This window comes from Bradyrhizobium sp. Ash2021 (genome assembly GCF_031202265.1).
Classification (GTDB): domain Bacteria; phylum Pseudomonadota; class Alphaproteobacteria; order Rhizobiales; family Xanthobacteraceae; genus Bradyrhizobium.
The window spans coordinates 58,756-77,070 of the sequence record NZ_CP100605.1; the positions used below are offsets into that span (position 1 = coordinate 58,756).

The 18,315-nt window shown below is 60.1% G+C and carries 17 protein-coding genes and 1 pseudogene; 8 read left to right on the forward strand and 10 right to left on the reverse strand.

Annotated features, from left to right (window positions below; all coding sequences use genetic code 11):
• Window positions 1-60 precede the first annotated feature (60 nt).
• Window positions 61-1,734: a transposase family protein gene (locus NL528_RS45170; protein ID WP_309179520.1), complete on the forward strand. Its 1,674-nt coding sequence runs from the start codon at window positions 61-63 to the stop codon at window positions 1,732-1,734.
• Between the two features lie 412 nt (window positions 1,735-2,146).
• Here the strand turns inward: NL528_RS45170 and NL528_RS45175 are convergent, their stop codons facing one another.
• From NL528_RS45175 to NL528_RS45215, 9 genes are all read right to left on the reverse strand, one after another.
• The gene (locus NL528_RS45175) at window positions 2,147-2,851 is read right to left on the reverse strand and encodes a ribonuclease activity regulator RraA (RefSeq protein WP_309185701.1); all 705 of its coding nucleotides are present in this window, start codon (window positions 2,849-2,851) and stop codon (window positions 2,147-2,149) included.
• A 144-nt stretch (window positions 2,852-2,995) separates the two neighbouring features.
• Window positions 2,996-3,925 (reverse strand): dihydrodipicolinate synthase family protein, encoded by a 930-nt coding sequence (locus NL528_RS45180; protein WP_309185702.1) that lies wholly within the window; start codon window positions 3,923-3,925, stop codon window positions 2,996-2,998.
• Window positions 3,926-3,943: 18 nt separating this feature from the next.
• Window positions 3,944-4,729 carry an SDR family oxidoreductase gene (locus NL528_RS45185; RefSeq protein WP_309185703.1) on the reverse strand — a complete coding sequence of 262 codons (786 nt, stop codon included), beginning with the start codon at window positions 4,727-4,729 and terminating at the stop codon, window positions 3,944-3,946.
• Window positions 4,730-4,858: 129 nt separating this feature from the next.
• A complete protein-coding gene (locus NL528_RS45190) occupies window positions 4,859-5,950 on the reverse strand; it encodes an alanine racemase (protein WP_309185706.1) in 1,092 nt (363 codons plus the stop codon).
• 132 nt (window positions 5,951-6,082) lie between these two features.
• Complete coding sequence (locus NL528_RS45195; RefSeq protein ID WP_309185708.1) at window positions 6,083-6,961, reverse strand: glutamate cyclase domain-containing protein; 879 nt, start codon at window positions 6,959-6,961, stop codon at window positions 6,083-6,085.
• 266 nt (window positions 6,962-7,227) lie between these two features.
• The gene (locus NL528_RS45200) at window positions 7,228-8,079 is read right to left on the reverse strand and encodes a transporter substrate-binding domain-containing protein (protein ID WP_309185710.1); all 852 of its coding nucleotides are present in this window, start codon (window positions 8,077-8,079) and stop codon (window positions 7,228-7,230) included.
• Between the two features lie 54 nt (window positions 8,080-8,133).
• Window positions 8,134-8,811: an amino acid ABC transporter permease gene (locus tag NL528_RS45205; RefSeq protein WP_309185712.1), complete on the reverse strand. Its 678-nt coding sequence runs from the start codon at window positions 8,809-8,811 to the stop codon at window positions 8,134-8,136.
• Window positions 8,812-8,818: 7 nt separating this feature from the next.
• Window positions 8,819-9,520, reverse strand: a complete 702-nt coding sequence (locus NL528_RS45210) for an amino acid ABC transporter permease (RefSeq protein WP_309185713.1) — start codon at window positions 9,518-9,520, stop codon at window positions 8,819-8,821.
• A 5-nt stretch (window positions 9,521-9,525) separates the two neighbouring features.
• Entirely contained in the window at window positions 9,526-10,305 is a 780-nt protein-coding gene (locus tag NL528_RS45215; RefSeq protein WP_309185714.1) for an amino acid ABC transporter ATP-binding protein, read from the reverse strand.
• A 361-nt stretch (window positions 10,306-10,666) separates the two neighbouring features.
• Between NL528_RS45215 and NL528_RS45220 the strand changes: the two genes are divergently transcribed.
• On the forward strand, window positions 10,667-11,074 hold the full coding sequence (locus NL528_RS45220) for a RidA family protein (RefSeq protein ID WP_309185715.1): 408 nt from the start codon (window positions 10,667-10,669) through the stop codon (window positions 11,072-11,074).
• Between the two features lie 179 nt (window positions 11,075-11,253).
• The gene (locus NL528_RS45225) at window positions 11,254-12,105 is read left to right on the forward strand and encodes a GntR family transcriptional regulator (RefSeq protein WP_309185717.1); all 852 of its coding nucleotides are present in this window, start codon (window positions 11,254-11,256) and stop codon (window positions 12,103-12,105) included.
• A 138-nt stretch (window positions 12,106-12,243) separates the two neighbouring features.
• Here the strand turns inward: NL528_RS45225 and NL528_RS45230 are convergent, their stop codons facing one another.
• Window positions 12,244-12,522 carry a hypothetical protein gene (locus NL528_RS45230; protein WP_309185718.1) on the reverse strand — a complete coding sequence of 93 codons (279 nt, stop codon included), beginning with the start codon at window positions 12,520-12,522 and terminating at the stop codon, window positions 12,244-12,246.
• A gap of 489 nt (window positions 12,523-13,011) precedes the next feature.
• On the opposite strand from NL528_RS45230, the gene NL528_RS45235 reads away from it, so the two are divergent.
• The 5 genes and pseudogenes from NL528_RS45235 (at window position 13,012) to NL528_RS45260 (ending at window position 17,893) form a co-directional block, all read left to right on the forward strand.
• Window positions 13,012-13,800 (forward strand): site-specific integrase, encoded by a 789-nt coding sequence (locus NL528_RS45235; RefSeq protein WP_309185719.1) that lies wholly within the window; start codon window positions 13,012-13,014, stop codon window positions 13,798-13,800.
• 272 nt (window positions 13,801-14,072) lie between these two features.
• Window positions 14,073-14,255: a hypothetical protein gene (locus tag NL528_RS45240; protein WP_309180350.1), complete on the forward strand. Its 183-nt coding sequence runs from the start codon at window positions 14,073-14,075 to the stop codon at window positions 14,253-14,255.
• The gene (locus tag NL528_RS45245; protein ID WP_309180351.1) at window positions 14,236-16,314 is read left to right on the forward strand and encodes a recombinase family protein; all 2,079 of its coding nucleotides are present in this window, start codon (window positions 14,236-14,238) and stop codon (window positions 16,312-16,314) included. The genes NL528_RS45240 and NL528_RS45245 overlap by 20 nt, the downstream gene beginning before the upstream one ends.
• A gap of 148 nt (window positions 16,315-16,462) precedes the next feature.
• A pseudogene (locus NL528_RS45255) lies at window positions 16,463-17,651 on the forward strand (IS91 family transposase).
• Window positions 17,648-17,893, forward strand: coding sequence for a hypothetical protein (locus NL528_RS45260; RefSeq protein ID WP_309180344.1), 246 nt, complete (start codon window positions 17,648-17,650; stop codon window positions 17,891-17,893). The pseudogene NL528_RS45255 and the gene NL528_RS45260 overlap by 4 nt, the downstream one beginning before the upstream one ends.
• The last annotated feature ends 422 nt before the right edge of the window (window positions 17,894-18,315 follow it).

Sequence of the window (18,315 nt, forward strand, 5' to 3'; positions counted from 1 at the left end):
TTACCGGAGAACTGACCGTCAGGATTAGGGCGGCGATACCGAATCGGATCGGTGTCGCCGATGGCAGGACGGATCAGCATGGGTGCGCGGCGCGAGATCACGGCGGCGGTGGTAGACCGCTATCGATCTGCGGGGCGGGCAGATAAGGGGCGCATTCTCGACGAGCTTTGCGCGGTGACGGGCTGGCATCGCAAGCACGCGGTTCGGGCGCTTGCCATCCATGTCGCAATTTCGCCGGAGGCCCGGCGGCAGCGAAGGCCGACCTATGGCGCCCCTATCAGGGATGCGCTGGTGGCGCTGTGGGAGGCCTCGGATCGGATCTGCGGCAAGCGGCTCAGGGTAATGATTCCGACGTTGCTGCCTTCGCTGGAGCGGCATGGCCGGCTCAAGCTCGACCATGCCGATCGAGCGCTGGTGCTCGGCGTCAGCGCAGCCACGATTGATCGCCTGCTGGTCGAGACCAAAATTGCCGCAGCCGGCGGTAAGCGCCGGCGGGTCGGCTTTTATTCGGCGGTACGGCGTGAAGTTCCGATCCGGACGTTCAACGACTGGCACGATCCGCCGCCGGGGTTCTGCGAGGTCGACATGGTGGCTCATGGCGGCACATCTGTAGCTGGCTCGTTCATTCAGACGTTGACGATGGTCGACGTCGCGACCGGTTGGACCGAATGCATGCCGTTGGTGACGCGCGAGAGCGGCCTCGTCGTGCGAGCCATGGAGTGCGCACAGAACCTGTTTCCCTGGCTCATTCGTGGCGCCGACTTCGACAACGACAGCGCGTTTATGAACGATGTCGTCGTGCCCTGGTGTCGCATGCAAAAGATCGAGGTGACACGCTCGCGCGCCTACAAGAAGAATGATCAGGCGTTCGTCGAGCAGAAGAATGGCGCGGTCGTCCGGCGACTGGTGGGATACGGTCGCTTCGATGGCGTCGAGACGACACGCGTGCTGGAACGCTTGTATGCCGCATCGCGGCTGCACACCAACTTCTTCCAGCCGTCCTTCAAACTGAAGGACAAGCGACGCGAGGGCGCGAAAGTGATCAAGCGCTATCATGTTCCGGCCACGCCCTATGCGCGCGCACTGGCGCATCCGAAGTTGAGCAAAGGCGTCAAACGGCGTCTTCGAGAGCTTTATCGCACGCTCGATCCCGTGGCCCTGCTGGCCGAGATGAGGGACGCCCAGACGGAGCTCGGCACGCGCGTCGGCGCCCGAGCGGGCAAGCTCGCGGCAGCAGCCAGCCCACCGGCTCCGGCAACGAACGCGGCAGCGTTCGCGAAGGGGCTCGGCAATGATGTGCATCTGGGGGAGCAGCGCATCATCCATCGGCGCATGCACAAGCCATACAAAAAGCGCATGAAAATGCCATCGATGCTCGATCCGCACCTCGCCGACATCGAGCGCTGGCTGGCGGCCGAACCTCGTCTGACCGCGCTGGCCATCCTCGGTCGTCTCGCCGAACACTCCCCCGAACAATTCGGGCCGCCGCAGCACACCATCGTGCAGCGCTTGTTGCGATCACTCAGACGCAACGCAGCCGAGGTGATCATCCCGCGCATGGCCGGGGGTACGGCACCGGCCACCATTGGTGATCCCGGGACTGGGGCCGGCGCTGCGTGTGATGGGCACTCCGCGACGTCCCCAGTCCCTCCGATCCTGCGAGCAACGACGCAACCTCGGCCCGGCCGACAGTCGGAGCTACATCCGTCAAGCGAAAGTAACATCCTCAGATGAGGCAATACGAGGGGTCACTCTTGGACGCTTATTCACATTCTAACGAATGAAGCTCAATATTGAGCCGCCGCGCTGGGAGGCGAACATGCGCAGGTATTCGGCTTCGTTATTGCTCAATCGAGTACCGCGCCTTTCATGAGAAATCCTGTCCGCTGAACGACCTCGCGAACCATCGCTCCATGGCTGCACTGGACGATGTTCTTCCGAATGCGCAGAAGCGATGGGCTAGAGATTTGGGCCACGGCTGGTGCTGAGTATCACCGGAACTGTTTGCTGCCACGGTCGGCGCATGGTGTCGGAACCGCGCGCTACCCGGCGAACTCATGAATCACCCCCCCAAGTAGGCCAGAACAGCGTAGCAGCGCCTTCCTCAATCATCGTAAGAATACCGCGCACTCTGACGATGGAACGGTTACCCGGCGGACCAGGCCTGGTATCGCGCCTTGTTTTCTTCGTTTGGCGGATACAGCCCCGGCAACGGAACTCCCTTTTCGATTTCGCTCATGATCCAGGATTCCAGTTTTTCCTGCTCAACACAGAGTCCGATCACGTCGTCGGCGAACGCTTTCGGAATCACGACGGCGCCGTCGGCATCAACGACAATGACGTCATCAGGAAATATCGCAACGCCACCACAACCGATCGGCTCCTGCCAGTTGACGAAGGTGAGGCCCGCGACCGATGGCGGCGCTGCGGCCCCGTCGCACCAGACGGGCAATCCGGTCCCCAATACGCCCGCAAGATCGCGCACCACGCCATCCGTGACCAGAGCGGCAACGCCGCGCTTCTGCATTCGTGCGCACAAGATGTCGCCGAAGATACCTGCGTCCGTGACGCCCATGGCGTCAACCACGGCGATGCAGCCCTCGGGCATCGCTTCGATCGCGCTGCGCGTCGAAATCGGAGAAGACCATGATGCGGGCGTCGCCAGATCTTCCCGCGCCGGCACGAAGCGGAGCGTGAAAGCCCGGCCCACGATTCTCGGCTGACCGGGTTTCAAGGGTTTGGTGCCTCTCAGCCACACGTTTCTGAGTCCTTTTTTCAGGAGCACCGTGGTGATCGTCGCCGTCGTGATCGACTTCAGCAAGTTGAACTGCTCTTTATCTGTCTGCGCCATTTAAAAACCTTTCCTTGATCGATGTGCCAAAAGAGGGATTTGCCGCCCGCCACCGACGCGACGTCAAAACGCGAGATCGTGGGTTGGAACTACTTCCAAAGCCGAATTTCATGAACCTCGGGGCGACAAGCGAACGCTTGCCGATTAGAAATTTCCGGCGCGCTTATCGTGTCGCGCGAGCCGGGCCAGCAAGTAGTCCACTTCCTCGCGAGCCGTCTTGCTCAACGCGGTGCCCGGCTTGCGCTGTGTATCCGAGGCGATCGCGCCGCGCTTTTGCAGAATGTACTTCCGCACGGCAAGCCCGATGCCCTGCTGCTGCTCATACCGGATAAGCGGCAGATGCGCGTCAAACAGATCGTGCGCACGGTCCCGATCGCCGGATTTGGCATGACGCACGACGTCCACGAGCAATTCCGGGAAGGCATACCCGGTCATGGCGCCATCGGCTCCGCGCTCCATTTCGAAATCCAGAAACAGGCCTCCATTGCCGGTCAGGATGGACACCTGCCGCATCGAACCATCACGCTCGAATGAGCGGAGTGCGGAGATTTTCTCGAGACCCGGCCAGTCTTCATGCTTCAGCATGATGCAGGAAGGATGGTTCTGGACGATCTGGCGAATAACCTTTGGAGTCATGACGACAGATAGCGCCAAGGGATAATCCTGAATGACGAACGGAACATCGTCGCCGATCGCTTCCACCGCCTGCGCGTAGTATCCGACGATCTGATCATCCGTCTTCAGCGAGGACGGCGGCGCGATCATGACACCGGCCGCGCCGTGATCCATTGCGACCCTGACAAGAGAGCGCATTGCGGAAAATCCAGGTGCGGAGATGCCGACAATGACCGGAACTTTTGTTCGCGACATCACCCGCCTGGTGATGGCGAAAGCTTCCTCCTCGCTCAACTTTTGCGCTTCGCCTAAAATGCCGAGGATCGTAAGGCCGTTGGCGCCACGCTCCATATAGAAGTCAGTCACCCGATCGACTGACGCCATATCGACGGCTCCGGTCGTATCGAAGGGTGTGACCGCAATCGAATAGACGCCCTGGAATGTTTCGGCTTGCTTCATCGCCGCTCAACCTCTTTGTTAAATGCTGGGGATCAAGCCGCCGTCGACCCGAATGACGGAGCCGGTTACGTAGGACGAGCACTCACTGGCCAGGAACGCGACCACATTGGCGTATTCCTGCGGCTCACCATATCGTCCCATCGGAATCGAAGCCGTGCTCTCGGCCGCCACCTGATCCGGGGCGCGCCCTTCGCGTTTCGCTTTCTGCTCATCGAGAAATTTGATGCGGTCGGTCGCGATGCGGCCAGGCACGATGATGTTGGCGGTTACTCCATCAGACGCGATCTCCCGCGCCAGCGTTTTGGACCACCCAACCAGGGATAGCCGCAACGCGTTCGAAATTCCGAGATTTGCAATTGGCGCGACGATACCGGACGACGTGCTGGTAATGATGCGGCCCCATTTCCTTTGCCGCATGACTGGCAATACACGATCGGTAATCGCGATCACCGACAGCACCATGTTTTGAAAGCTCTTATTCCAGAGCGCCGGGTCTTGACCAAACGCCGTCGTTGGCGGAGGCCCGCCTGTATTGTTGACAAGGATATCGACCGGACCCCAGTGAGCCTCGATCGCTTCAATCTTCGGATTGATGTCCTGAAGGTTGGCAAGATCCCACTCCAACCCGAACGCCTCACCGCCCTGCGGCGTGATTGCGCTGACCGACCGGTCCAGCGCGGCACGATCGATGTCGCCGAGCACGACCCGCGCTCCCTCCCGGACCAACGTCCGCGCGATCGCCGAGCCCAAGCCGCCGGCGGCGCCGAGAACGAGCGCTGTCTTGCCATTCAAACCAAGGTCCATATTTCACCTAACTCCACACTTCGACGTTTGTTGGCGCGTTGCATCGGCGTGTCGCCTCGCGATGCTCCGAATAAGGGGATCTGACAGGAGTCCAGCCACTCGCAACGTCGAGAAGGCGCCCGGTGACCCTCAGCGCTTGCAACCAAGCTGCTGCCGGTCCTCCCACCGCCCTGCCGAGGTCTTGACGATCGCCTTGTCGTACAGGTAGGCGGTCGTGCAGGTGTGTTGGGGCGTGAGAAAGAGCCGATCTCCGACCTTCAGGCCCTCGGCCTCGACGATGGTGTGCTCCTCGCTCATCGACACGATGCGGCCGTCCCAGCGGAAGCGCTCCGACAGTGGCTTGTCAGGCGAGATGGCCTTGGACCCGGCGTCGAAAGTTGCCGTTCCCGCATGAACCGATATCACCGTCGTGAGCACAAAAGCCGCCTGCTCCCATTCCAGATCAGACAGCTCAATATCGTGTTGCGCGCTCGAATACGTCCAACTGCCCGGGGATACATAGCGCACCAGGTCGCGCGGCCAGAGATCGAAAGTATAGCTGCCGCCGGCCACCAGATCGGCATCAACCCCCTTCTGGCGCAGCACCGCCTGCAAATTGGCAATTTTTTCGGCGTTGCTCATAACCTGGCGACGACGCGCGTCGCGGTCGCCTTTGATATGTCCATCATAGGCGTGCCAGCCCGCGAAGCGACCGATATCATGGAGCGCGAATGCGAGATCGAGGGCCGCGGCTGTCATTGGCGCCCCGGTTCGCCCCATGCCAGGATCGAGGTCCACCCGCAGGTCCACATTGGTGTAATTGTCGCCTAACTGGGCATTCCAGCTGTCCAAACCTCGCTTGGAATCGACCATGCCGGTCAAGCGCGCGCCCTCATTGTTGCGAGCGCACGAGAGAAACCGCGCGACATTGGCCGGATTTACCGACGGATAGGCCCAGGTGACGTTCTTCGCGCCAGCTGCCACAGCCATTTCTACTTCGGCCGGAGTAGCGCACTTGAATGCCTCCACGCCCAGATCGAGCAACAACTGAACGATCCAAGGTGCGCGATGCGTCTTGACGTGAGGCATGAGTCGCTCGACGCCTCCGCACGCTTCGATCGTCCGCTTCAGGTTATGACGGATACCTTCTTCAAAAATGACAAAGCAGGGCGTCGAGACGTAGTCGTCCGGAAGCCGGTATTGCGGTGGCGAGATCTGGTTTTGATCAAGACGGCTATCCACTAGTTCTTCTCCCGTTCAGGCTTTCACAGGTCAACCGATCCGGATGTCACGCGAGCGGCCCAAAAAGTCCCTGCATTGCTGGCGGCTGCTGAACGCCGAAGTTACGAAACCCGCGATATCACAACCGCCTTGTCAGGCTCCCGCTTCGTCTTTGACTCGCGAAGCCACAACATCGGCCATCTCTTCAAGCAGGCTCGCATGCTGGTCCCACGGGATTCGATCGACGCTCATTTGCGGCCGCCCAGGACTATCCACACGGCTGTCATCCACCGCCTGCCCGGTTTCGACCGCCGCGGATAGAAAACGGTGATCCATGACGCGATTGAAATGACGTAAGAGATCGGGACGCAGTTTCGGACTCATGCAGGCCATGGTGGCGAGGAGTCCATAGCCCCCCCAATTCGATACCCCGGCAACAATAAGGTAGTCGGCTGGCGTCGTTGCGGCGATCACGCTGCCGTTCGGAATCTCGCGCTCGACGATGTCCTTGGGCAAAGACCCCATGCCAATCTCATTCCCGCCATCTCCGATGCCGATAGTAAGCCAACGGGGCTTCCAGGTCGGATCCTCGAAAAGAAGATGGAGCGGCGCGGTTTCACGGGACATATCCCAGCCGTGCTCGCGATGAGGCTTTCCGTCCGATGCCGGCGAGACCCTCTCGATCGCAATGAGATGAGTGAGCGGCCGATCGCCTTCCTCGAGAAAACGCCGCAAGCGACGAACCGAGCTTTCCGCCGTCGAGACGACTTCAAGATTGACGGGCGCAGGAAGGGCGTCAACCACGGCCCACACCGCCTTCGCACATGGCGCATCGGTGATCACGGTAACGGCCACGCCGGCACTGGAGAGCCCGGCAGCCAGATGCGCCATTCCTCCCAAACCGTCTGTCTCCGGCGACGGCGGCGTAGCGTGCTTGATATAGAAACCGGTGACGATGCCGACATGCGCGTTGGGCGTGTTCAGGATCGACTCGGCCGCCCTGCCAAGATTCCCTTTCGCCCATTGCGTCATCCGGACGATGTCGCGCTTGACCTTGCGTCCGACGATTGCCTCGATGCGATTGACTGACTCGTTCATTGCGTAGCGCCTCCAAATATATCCTACGTATATCCAATCTCATGAAATGCACAAGCCGGCCGCCCTGCATTTTGCTGCAAAAAGATGGAGAGCAATTACTTAAGGGGAGAGCGGCGCCGCGGCGTCCTTGCTGCATGTCGACCATCGTCAAACGAGCCCGCGCGCCTTGTTGCGGGCTCGCTTTTGCGCCAACTCAGATCTCAAAGAATTTCAGACGCGTACTTGTCGTACAACCGCTGCACTTCGCCGTTAGCGGTAATGTAGCCGCACCATGTGTCGAGAAAGTTTTTCCAGGCGACATCACCGTATCGGATCATCCACGTGTTGGGACGCTTATCGAAAGGCTTGCTGGAATCAATGATCGCTGCCCAGTCCGGGTTGCGCTTCGCAAGAGCGTATGCCTCGCTGTCGCCGACGATACACGCATTGGCGCGGCCGGCGCGCACAGGCTCGGCAGCCATGGAATATTGACCTGTCACCGCAATAAACTTTGCCTTTGGAAAAAGGCGCGGCATCCGCTGCTCGTCGCTCGATCCCCCGTTTACGGCGATCGTTACATCCGGATTGTTGAGATCGGCAGCGGACTGAAACTTGTCTGCGTCTGCCTTGCGGATGATCGCCAGGCTTCCCTTTGACCATAGAGGCCCGACATAGTTGCATACCGTCGCACGCGGCACCGTATAGGTCGCAGACGAGCCAAACAGATCGTAGTCACCCGAACGAAGCGCAACGGTGGCATTTGCAAATGTCACCTCGTGCCAATTTACGGTCATCTCCAGGTCCTTTGCCAAAAGCTCGACAAGTTCCTTGTAAATTCCTTTCAACTCCCCGGTTTTCGCGTCCTTGTAAAACCACAACGGCAGCTGCGCGAAGCCTACCTCGAGCGCCCCTCCCTTCTTGATCTTTGCCAATACGGACTTGGCGTCGACCCCTGACTCAAGAAGTTGCGAGTTCGCCTCGCGCGCCATGCCTGCGATAGTCGCCGCCCCCGCGCCGGCGGCCAATACTCCTGTCAACAAGTTGCGCTTTGTGACGTTCAAGAAATTCTGCATTGCCTGCTCCTAGATGTCTGCACCCAGCAGGCCGTGCAACGGCCTGATGTGATGTCATCGATGATTTGCGATTCCGAACTTGGTTTGAAAGTGAACGTAGGCGTAGTTGGCGGCTCTGGAGATGGTGAAGATAAGCAAGAAATACACCAGCGCGATTGTGCTCAGCACTTCTATCGGCTCGTACCACTGATTCACGATCTTGAGGCCCTGGTACATCAAGTCGGAAATCGCGATGACCGAGACCAGCGTCGATGACTTCACGACGACAGCAAGCTGATTGATCACCACGGGGGCAACAACCAACGCGACCTGAGGCGCCTCAATGCGAGACATGATGCGCCATCGACTCATTCCGACCGCCAGCGCTGCTTCGCGCTGACCTTTCGGCAATCCCTCAAATCCCGACCGGAACGTTTCAGCAAGATATCCGCTTGACTGCAAAGCCAACGCGATTATTCCGGCCCCAACAACGGTCTGCGGAAATCCGAAAACCTCCGGCCATACATAGTTGACCCACAGCAACTGCACTAGAATTGGTGTCGCGCGACAGAATTCGATGTAGCCGACCGCGACAATCTTCAAATAGCCGCCCCGCAGTCGAATGAAGCAAGCTACCATGCCGAGCAGCAGCGCCAGGAGGAACGCCCAAAAACAGACGTACGTCGTAACCCAAAGCCCAGAGAGGAGCGCGTCTATATTGGCTAAAACAAAGCGGTTGAAGTTTTCTATCATTGACGCCTCACGCCCATCCCCGACCGCGCCATTTCTCTGTAAGCTGCTGGAGCACCTGGGTCGCAAGAATAATGACCGCGCAGTAGAGCAGCGCTGCACCGGTATAAAGCGGGACCGGCCGCATCTCGGCGACGCTGACCATCGAGACCTGGTACATAATGTCCTGCACGGTTATCAACGACACGATCGTCGTTGATTTGAAAAGCGACACCAGTGAGTTGATCGCCTCGGGCAGCATCCTGCGCACAGCCTGGGGCAGCATGATCCGGCGCAGCATCGTAAAACGCGACATTCCGAGAGAGAGCGCGGCCTCGGTCTGGCCGGACGAGATGGACCGCAATCCCGCGCGCACCGTCTCCGACATGAATCCGCTACAGGCGATTCCGAGTCCTATGACTGCCGCTGCGTGAGGGCTGAGTTTGAAGTGGGTACCCAGCATCTTGCCGATGATAAGGGGGAGAACGAAGTAGATCCACACAAGGAGCACGTACTCCGGCGTATTTCTAAAGAATTCGGTATAGGCAGTCGCCGCCCATCTCACGGCAGGGCGCTGGCTGAGGCGCGCTGTTCCTACGACGAACGCGATCAAGACGGCGAGAATTGCGCTCTCAATAAAAATATAAACATTCTGCTTGAGTCCAGTCAGCAGCGTTACGCGATACTCCCAAAACAGGGCAGGGTTAAGCGCATCGTGAAGGGCGGCAAACATGATGACTAGCTAAGCGCCGACGATATGAACTGCTGGCAACGCTCGCTGGACGGTGAGCCGAACACCTGGGCGGGCGGGCCGTCCTCTTCAATTTGACCATTGTGAAGAAAAATCACGCGATCGGACGCGTCGCGCGCGAACCCCATTTCATGCGTCACCACGAGCATCGTCATCCCTTCGCGCGCCAAGTCGCGCATAACCTCCAGCACCTCGCCCGTCAGCTCCGGGTCAAGTGAAGACGTTGCCTCATCGAACAACATCACCTTGGGCTGCATTGCCAGCGCGCGTGCAATCGCCACCCGCTGCTGCTGGCCTCCCGACAACTTCGCCGGATATTGATCTTGCTTGTTCAGCAGATTTACCTTGGCGAGAAAATGCCGCCCGATATCTGTGGCTTCCTTGCGAGGCATGCGCTTGACCTGGATCAGCGCCTCGATCACGTTTCCCAGCACCGTCATGTGCGGCCAAAGGTTGAATTGCTGAAAGACCATGCCGAGCTTGGTTCGCAAGCGCGCGATGTCCTTGAAAGCAGGCCTCGCCCCGCTCCGCCCGCCAGACGTGGTTCCAGCGCTGATCGATTCTCCATCGATGACGATGTTTCCGGAGGTCGGACGCTCCAGGTAGTTCAAGCAGCGCAGAAATGTACTCTTTCCAGATCCACTCGCTCCGATCAGGCTGAGCACAGATCCCGCGGCCACATCGATCGAAATACCTCGCAGCACTTCTAACTCTGCGAATGACTTATGGAGGTCCTCCACCTGAACAATCGGCCGCACCTGATCCACGACTCCCCCCCAATAACCGGAGCATCCACCATCCGCGCGCCAACGACATGCGCACCCAATCTCATTGGCCCGCAATGCGGCTTGACTATTCCAGGATATATGTCACATATATTGTTGTCAAGACGCCGAAATAAGCAGCGTTGCACCATTTTCTCTCAGTCTTGACTGAACAAAGAGCACATCGGGCAACTGAAATTCATGCGAGATTGACCGCTCAACAGAAGGCATGAAGCAAACCAAACCGAGTAAGCAGTGTAGAGAGTGTGGCTGAGCGGGCAGCCGCATTGGCTCGACATGAAATTGTCTGTGCCGCTTCTATGAGGTCCTCTTACAGGGCCTTTCGATCTCAGCGAGGAACGTAATGACGCTTTCTAGAGCCGAAGACCTGCTACCGACCGGGGGCCACTACTCGATGGGACTGCGCGCGGGCGACTTTGTATTTACGGCAGGCCAGACTCCACGAGATCTCAAACGAAATGTGATAGGGAGCAATATAGAAGAGCAAACGGTTGCGACGCTTGAAAATGTCCAGCGCGTCCTGTCGGAATTCGGAGCAACGCTCGATAACGTCGTCAAGGCAACTGTGCACCTCGCAAACCTGGCTGACGCATCCCGGTTCAACACTGTTTATTCTCGGTATTTTCCGCAGACCAGACCCGTCCGTACCGTGACCGGCAGCCAGCTCAACGGAGTTTTGGTGGAGATCGATGTGGTGGCGTTCCTTGGCCCGACGGCAGACACGAAGGCCGTAAACGAGAAAAACGCCTGAGCTGCGGATTGGCATGAGCCCCTTTCGCAAGTCCAAAGCACTCATCAACCGGAGTTGTTCCCCGCTCACTTGGACCAAGCGGGAAATCTGGTTGTCGCCTCAAGATTTGAGTCGTATGCGAAGCCGCCAAGGGCAAATCGAAGACGAAAATCTAGAAACTCATTCATGACAGGGTTGCGATGAAACGGTTGAAAAATGGCGCCAAACCTTCGGTTCGTCGAAAGACAGCCCGCGGCGCCGTTACCTCTCCCTCTAAAGCCACCGTTCCTTCGGACGCGAAGAAGCGTCGCAATGCGTCACAAACCGAAGCGGCGGTTGATCTCATCCGATCAAGAATTATCGATATGAGTCTCGAACCGGGGAGCAAGCTGGACGAGCCGCTTCTCATCAATCATTTCAAGCTCGGCCGCACGCCAGCTCGGGAGGCGATCAACCGACTCATTGCCGAGGGCCTGGTCAATATCTTTCCAAATCGCGGGGGCACGTTCGTTCGCGGGTTAGACTTCGGCGAGATCGGCGAGGTTCTCGTCGCCAATCAGCTGGTTGAGTCCGTTCTCGCCCAACTCTGCCGGTTTGACGATCCCGGCCTTGTGCAGGACCTCGAAGAAATTCAAGCCAGATACACTGGCGAAGTTCGAATGAAATCGTTCCTTGGTATTACATCCACTAACCAAGAGTTTCACCTCAGAATGCATCGCTCGATTGGAAATGCCCTCTTCTATGAATTCGCGCTGTCAACCCACCGCCACGTGAGACGGTTGCTCGTTCTGGTTTATAAAATGGAGAACACCAAGAAGAGCCTGCTTGAGTCACGACTGCAGATCAACTTGAACGAACATCTGCAGATCATCGACGCCATTCGTCATAGTGATCGCGGCGCATTGAACGAGTTACTTCCCGCCCACGCCCGGCAGACACAGACCCGACTCCAGGAAATTCTGAACGACAAGACGGTTCCGCCGCTCTCGCTGGATCGGTTAACCAGCGACATCTTTGGCATGATGCCGTTCTCAAAAGCTACCCGAGGTTAAACGGAAACTTCGGGATCAGGGTGTTGTCTCCTGCACCACGTCCGCCAGATCGGGACTGTCTTCGTCGCCAGCGGATGGTCTCTTGGCCGCGTCCCGCGGGACATGTACCAAGATCGTTGGCAGGTCCGGTGATCGAGGTCACAGCGTCAGTTTGCCGCAATCTTGCCGAAGGCTGCCCGAGCGCGTGGAGCTGGCAGAACTTTCGCACCAAACTTGAAGCTTGCCGGCGCGATTGTCGAATAGCACCTCATTCGGCAAGCGCTGACTGTCCATATCGACCGTATCAAGATTGTCTGCTCCAACTGTCGCAAGACTGTTAACGAGCGGGCACAGCGACTGGAACCGGGTTAACCAGGTCCAGTGCCTCCACTGCATCAGGCTGATCACCTTCGATAGCAGCTCGGAAGACCCGAACATCAGGCGCCCTTTGAAGGCGGCGCGCGCCTTTCGGATAGCAGCGGAAGAGGCGCTTGTGCTGGCGCGACTGGCCGCCCAGGCGCCTAAGCCAGATTCCGTTCATGGAGCCGCCTCATGCAACGGCGATTTGGTACGATCTGCCGGGGGCCTTGGGACTAGGCGCGGGAAAAAAAACCGCTTTACAGCGGGCATCAGGCGCATCGTGTCGGTGGGCGTAGCAACCAGAACCAGTGGTAAGCCGTGCCTCGACGGGCTCAGCGGGCTCTAACCAACGTCCGCTTCATCCCTCAACAACGGACATCCCGCTTGTGAATTGGGATGTCGGTTTCGTGCCAATGAACGAACCCGCTCTCGCGGGAGGGTGCGGCGGCGAGGTCGGGCGCATTGCGTCTGGCACAGTAATCATTTGATCGAACGCGGGTGACGGGCGGGCGCTCCGTCTTGAGGATCGAGGGGTCAAGCACTCCAACCTCTAGACAGGAGCCCCCAATGAGCGAGAAGCCCATCAGCCCGCTGCGCCAACGCATGCTCGAAGACATGAACATGCGCAGGTTGGTGCCCGATACGCAACGCGAGTACATCCGTGCCGTCAAGAGGCTCGCGACCTTTCTCGGCCGTTCCCCCGACACCGCGACCCCGGAAGAGCTGCGCGCGTTCCAGCTGCATCTGACCGAGAACGGTGCGCAACCACCGAGCATCAACGCGACCGTGACTGCACTGCGGTTCTTCTTCAAGGTGACGCTCGACCGGCCGGAGACGACGCGCCATCTCGTGTTCGTCTACGAACCGCGCAAGCTGCCACGCGTGCTCTCGCCCGAAGAGGTGTTGCGGCTGCTGGAGGCCGCACCCGGGCCCAAGCACAAAGCGGCGCTCAGCGTTGCCTACGGCGCTGGTCTGCGCGCCATGGAGGTCGTCGCACTGAAGATCTGCGACATTGATTCCAAGCGCATGATGCTCCGCGTGGACCAGGGTAAAGGCCGCAAGGATCGCCATGCCATGCTGTCACCGCAGTTGTTGGAGCTGCTGCGCGACTGGTGGCGCATCGCGCATCCCCAAGTGTGGATGTTCCCCGGCCGCGACCGCATCAACCCGATGACGACGCGCCAGCTCAATCGGGTCTGCCACATGGCCGCCGGGCGTGCTGGACTGCCCAATTGGGTGGCACCGCACACGCTGCGACACAGCTTCGCCACGCACCTGCTCGAGCAGAACATCGATATTCGTGTGATCCAGCTTCTGCTCGGAAGGGCGGCATACTGCCCGCGAACAACAGGCTGAAGCACGCATCACTTACCGATTTCATCCTCGCTTCGGCGAGACGGTAGGCGTTAGGCGGCGGCTTGAGCGAGGCGGCGCCGCGTTTCTCGTTGTGCACCAACTTGACGGCACCTTTGCCTGCCTTCCGGCGTGGATGACTGACGAGGCTACGTCCCGGTTCGAGATCAGCGTTGAGCCGCATTTTCCCCTGGATGTTCTTTGCTCCCTACGCAACGAGGTCGATGCGCTTCTAGGCTTTCTGGCGTCCGAATCAAAAACGGAGCGACCAGACAATGACGCACCGATCCGAGAATCTCCAGACAAGCCTGTTCGAGGCCGAGCGACCGTGCGTCGAACTGCGTGCAGCTCAAAAGAGCGAGCTCGCGATGGTCATCGAGGTGCTGCTGCGCGAGATCGCAGCGGCGCTGGCAATGGCGGTAAGCGGGGGGAGCGGCGATGACCAAGATCACGACTGAGCATCTCGCCCGCAACGCCTGCGTCTACATCCGGCAATCGACAGCAGACCAGCTCGCGCATAATCATGAGAGCCGACGGCGCCAATACGGCCTCGTCGATCGCGCCAAGCAGCTTGGCTGGAGCAACGTCGAAGTCATCGACGACGACCTCGGCCGCTCCGGCGGCGGCATCGCGCGTCCCGGCTTCGAGCGGCTGCTTGCAACGATCTGCGACGGCCGTGTCGGCGCTGTGCTCGCGATCGAGGCGTCGCGTCTTGCCCGTAATGGCCGCGACTGGCATACGCTGATCGAGTTCTGTGGATTGGTCGGCACGCTCATCGTCGATGAGGACGGAATCTACGATCCTCGCCATCCCAACGATCGGCTGCTGCTTGGCATGAAGGGCACGATGAGCGAGCTTGAACTCTCGATGTTCCGCCAGCGTTCGCAGGAAGCGCTGAAGCAGAAGGCGCGCCGCGGCGCGCTGGTCCTCGGTGTCGCCGCCGGCTATGTGAAGATCGGTCGCGATCGCATAGAGAAGAATCCGGACAAACGCGTGCAGCACGCCCTGCAGCTGGTCTTCACCAAGTTCGCCGAGCTGCAAAGTGCAAGACAGGTGCACATCTGGCTGAGAGAGGAGTGCATCGAGCTGCCGGTCAAGTCGCGCCAAGGCGAGGCGCACGGCGTGGTGTGGCGACTGCCGGCCTACAACATCGTACACAACATCCTGACCAATCCGATCTATGCAGGTGCCTATGCGTTCGGGCGCACGACGAGCCGTGTGAGTGTCAAAGGTGGACGCAAGCATGTCCGGCGTGGTGTGCAAAAGCCCATGGCCGAATGGGATGTCTTGATCAAGGATCACCACGCGGCCTATATCACCTGGGACGAGTTCGAGCACAACCTCGAGGTAATCGCCAACAATGCGACCGGCATGAGCAGCGCACTCGCTCGCGGAGCAGCTCGTAAAGGCGAGCTGCTGCTGCCCGGACTGCTGCGATGCGGCCACTGCGGCCGCAAGCTCCATGTGCACTACAGCGGCAAGATCGGCCGCTACAATTGCTACGGTGCGCGTACGAACCACGGTGCCGCGCGCTGCATTTCGATCAGTGGCTTGAGCATCGATGCGGCGATCAGTAACGAGGTCCTGCACGTCCTGAAGCCGCTCGGCATCGAAGCAGCACTCAAAGCGATCGAGGCGCAATCGCGCACGACGACCGCGGCCGAGCGCCAGCTGGAGCTGTCGCTGCAGCAGGCGTGCTACGAAGCCGCGCACGCGCGCCGACAGTACGACGCCGTCGACCCGGCAAACCGGCTGGTCGCCGGTGAGCTGGAGCGCCGCTGGAACGAGGCATTGCAGGCTGTCGCAAAGCTTGAAGGAGAGATCGCCGCCCTGATTGCGCGCCGTCCGCCGCGGCTCGGCGAGCCGGAGCGCCAGCAATTGGTGGCGCTCGGTGCTGATCTGGAGCGCGCCTGGTTGCATCCCGCTGCAACCGCCGCAACGCGCAAGCGTATCCTTCGCGCGGCACTCACGGAGATCGTCGTGCGCAAGGACGGCGCAATCATCCATGCGGTCCTGCACTGGCAAGGCGGCGACCATACCCAACTGCAAGTCAAACAGCGCCTGAATGCGGCCGGCCGGCACAATCCACGCATCCCCGACGACACAATCGCACTCGTGCGTGAGCTGGCGCGGCTGATGCCTGATCGGCAGATCGCGCGCCTGCTCAATCGCACTCGCGTCGAGACCGGGCACAGCAATGCCTGGACGCAAGAGCGCGTGCGCGGCTTCCGCAATCACCACGACATCGCCGTCTTCCGCGATGGTGAGTGGGCGGAGCGCGGCGAGATTACGCTCGAAGCGGCAGCAAAACTCATCGGCGTCTGCAACATGACGGCGCTGCGTATGCTCCGCCGCGGCGACATCAAAGGCCGACAAGCTTGCGCGGGCGCGCCTTGGGTGATCAGGGCCGAGGACTTGGCAGGTTTCGCCAAGGGAAAGCGTCGGAAGCCTCCGCTAACACAAAATGCCACGCAGCACGCCTTTGACTTTCAACGAGTTAGCCGAGGTGCATTATGAATCATGACTGCTCGGGCATTCCAAGCTCGACACCACGGCGCGTTACACCCAAGTGGCCACCAACATCATCCGTGAGGTCATGAGCCCGCTGGACAGGCTCACGCCACTGGTGCCGAAGAAGGACGAGCCGCCAGCCTAACGGGCCCACATGGCCCGTCCAGCTCTGGAGGTCGCGGACGTCTTCCGCGACCACGGGGCCGCGTGGCGTCATGCCAACCGCGGTCACGTGAGCCTTCTCCAACTCAAGGTGATGAGCGCCATCGAGAACTGCCGCACGGCGGCGCTGGGCGGACACGTCGCGCGCTGCGAGGATTGCGCCCACACCACGATCACCTACAACAGCTGCCGCAACCGGCACTGCCCGAAGTGCCAGGGCGCGGCAGCGCGCCAGTGGATGGCGGCGCGCGAGGCCGAACTGCTCCCGATTCCCTACTTCCACGTCGTCTTCACGCTGCCGTCGGCGGTTGGCGACGTCGCCTACCAGAACAAGGCCGTGATCTACGATCTGCTGTTCAAGGCCTCGTCGGAGACGATGCTCAGGATCGCGGCCGACCCGAAGCACCTCGGAGCCCGCATCGGTATTGCACACCTGGGGCTCGGCAATGACCCATCATCCGCACCTGCACATGATCGTGCCGGGCGGCGGGCTCTCCATCGATGACAGCCGTTGGATCTCATGCAAGCCAAACTTCCTGCTGCCCGTGCGCGTTCTGTCGAAGCTGTTTCGGCGGTTGATGCTAGAGAAGCTTCTGGCAGCGCACCAGGCGGGCAGGCTGCGGTTCCTCGGCTCACACACGCATCTGGCCGATGCCAAGACGTTCGCGGCGTTCCTCGCTCCACTCAGCAAGAAGCGCTGGTTCGTCTACGCCAAGCGGCCGTTCGCCGGTCCGAGAGCCGTGCTCGCCTATCTGTCACGGTATACGCACCGCGTCGCCATCTCGAACCATCGCCTGATCGCAGCCGACCAACGCAGCGTCACGTTCAAGGTCAAGAATTACAGGATCGAAGGCCCCGGCCGGTACACGACGATGACGCTCGACGTCGGCGAGTTCATCCGCCGGTTCCTCATCCACGTGCTCCCCAAAGGCTTCCATCGCATCCGCCACTACGGCCTGTTGGCCAGCGCGAATCGCGCCGAGACGATCGCGCGAGCGCGCGAACTCCTGGGACTGGCAACGCCTGCAGCGGAAGCGGCGATCGAAATCGATGCAGCGGCGGCGCAGCCACTCGCCCAGCCTTGCCCCTGCTGCGGCGGCCGCATGTTCGTCATCGAGACCTTCGACGCCGGCTGCCAACCACGCTACCGGCCGACGGCAATGAGGATCGATACCTCATGAGCGAAACCGCAACATTCCGCACCCGAACCACCAAGGGCTTTCCGCGCTGGTCAATGACCAGATACGCCGCCGCTCGGCCGAACATCGGTCCGGCATCGCATTCCACACCGCGTGCATCCCCGAAACGTGTCGTCAACGCGGCTCAATCAAAGCCGATCAGCCAAACCAGCCGGCGCAATAACGTCATCCCCGAGCCCAGCCGACTTCCGCACACCCACATCCGCGCGATCAAATCTCCATAGGCCGCGGCAGCCGTCTCACCCAACCTCACGCGCGTTCCTTCATTGGAGGCTTTCGGACGACGGCCCCGGTGCAAGCCGCATCGTCCCGGATGGCCGTCATCCGAAACCCTTCACACAACCAGACTCTTGCAGCGCAGCAAATACCGGCCTCATTCGATCACCTCGTCGGCGCGGGCGAGCGGGGTTGCCGGCACTTCGAGGCCGACTGCCCCTGCGGTCTTGAGGTTGATGATTAGCCCGTATTTGGTTGGCTCCTGTACGGGCAGACCGCGGGGTTTTCCCCTCGAAAAAATACCTTCTTTTATCGGATTTCCGGCGTTGAATTCTCCCCGCCGTTACTACATGTCCTATAGCCGCGCGATCAGCTCCCTTGGCGGTTGAGAGCGGTTAGGCTCGGCGCCGTAATAGCCGCAACAGCGACG